This window comes from Aquitalea sp. ASV15, assembly GCF_016429115.1.
Lineage (GTDB): Bacteria > Pseudomonadota > Gammaproteobacteria > Burkholderiales > Chromobacteriaceae > Aquitalea > Aquitalea magnusonii.
The window spans coordinates 1-1,316 of the sequence record NZ_JAELTZ010000116.1; the positions used below are offsets into that span (position 1 = coordinate 1).

Genomic DNA, 1,316 nt, shown 5'->3' on the forward strand with positions numbered 1-1,316 from the left:
AGCTGCTGTGGTTGCCCTTCTTCGGCTGGGGCCTGGCCTTGATGAACCCCATTGCCATCAACCGTTCCGACCGTTCCCGCGCCAATGACCGCATGCTGCAACAAGGGCTGGAGCGCAAGAAACACGGCTTCTGGATTACCGTGTTTCCCGAAGGCACCCGCACCAAGCCGGGTGTGGCCGGCAAATACAAGCATGGTGCGGCACGCATGGCACGCCAGCTGGACATGCCGCTGGTGCCGGTGGCGCACAATGCCGGCGAATTCTGGCCACGCAATGCCTTTTTGAAATATCCGGGCGAGATCACCGTGGTGATCGGCCCGGCCATCCGCCCGCAAGACGGTGTTGGCCCCGAGGCCATGACCCAGCAGGCACAGCAGTGGATCGAGGCGCGCCAGCGCGAGATTGGCGGCGTCGGTCCCTTTGCCCATCCCGATGACAAGCGCCGCCGCCTGGACCATCCTGCCGCTGCCTGAGGGCGCGGTGGATGTGCACCTGATACGACGGGTGCGCAAAAGCATCGGCATCCGCATTGCCGATGGCCGGGTGGAGCTGATTGCCCATCCACGCATCAGCCAGGCTCGTCTGCGCGAGGTCTTGCTGGCGCGGCAGGACTGGATTGCCCGCCATGTGGTGATGCAGCGGGAACAAAAACAGCAACTGGCTGATCTGACAAGCTTGTCCTATCTGGGACGTCAACTGTCCATCCAGCTGCAGGGCGGCCAGCGCCGCACGGCGCGGCTGGACGGCGAAGTGCTGCAGGTGTGCGGTATTGCCCCCGGCGACACGGTTGGCCTGCAGACCGTGGTCAGCGCCTGGCTCAAGCGTCAGGCCCAGTTATGCTTTGCCCAGCGGCTGGGCCATTTGGCCGCGCACTGCCCGCGTCAGCCGGGCAAGCTGTCGCTGTCATCGGCACGCACCCGTTGGGGCAGCTGTACCGCCCGCGGCGATATCCGTCTGAACTGGCGGCTGATGCAGGCCCCGCTGCCCATCATCGATTATGTGCTGGCCCATGAGCTGGCGCATTTGCTGCACATGAACCATTCTTCCGCCTTCTGGGCGGAAACCGCCCGCTTGTTTCCCGACTGGAAAAATGCTCGCCATTGGCTGAAACAACAGGGGAGTAGCCTGTTTCGTTTCGGCTAGTCGCCTGTCCGGTCGTGAGCGCAGGCGGTTTACTCGATACAGGAGTCATATCATGCAATTTCTGCACACCATGCTGCGCGTCGGCAATCTGGAACGTTCGCTGGCCTTTTACCAGGATGTACTGGGCATGCGCCTGCTGCGCCGCCAGGACTACCCGGAAGGCCGCTTTACCC

Annotated in this window: 3 protein-coding genes; all 3 read left to right on the forward strand. The window is 63.3% G+C overall.

Translation table 11 applies throughout. The features are described 5' to 3' along the window. A partial coding sequence (locus JHD64_RS21040; protein ID WP_199055544.1) for a 1-acyl-sn-glycerol-3-phosphate acyltransferase occupies nt 1-473 on the forward strand: 473 nt, incomplete at its 5' end. Beyond that, on the forward strand, nt 433-1,143 hold the full coding sequence (locus tag JHD64_RS21045; protein WP_199055546.1) for a M48 family metallopeptidase: 711 nt from the start codon (nt 433-435) through the stop codon (nt 1,141-1,143). The genes JHD64_RS21040 and JHD64_RS21045, both read left to right, overlap by 41 nt. Before the next feature lie 52 nt (nt 1,144-1,195). Next, nucleotides 1,196-1,316: VOC family protein (locus tag JHD64_RS21050; RefSeq protein ID WP_199055548.1), on the forward strand; the 121-nt coding region annotated here is incomplete at its 3' end.

Excerpts from the sequence above, each read along its gene's own strand:
- JHD64_RS21045 (WP_199055546.1), top strand. The coding sequence starts at position 433 with ATGACAAGCGCCGCCGCCTGGACCATCCTGCCGCTGCCTGAGGGCGCG.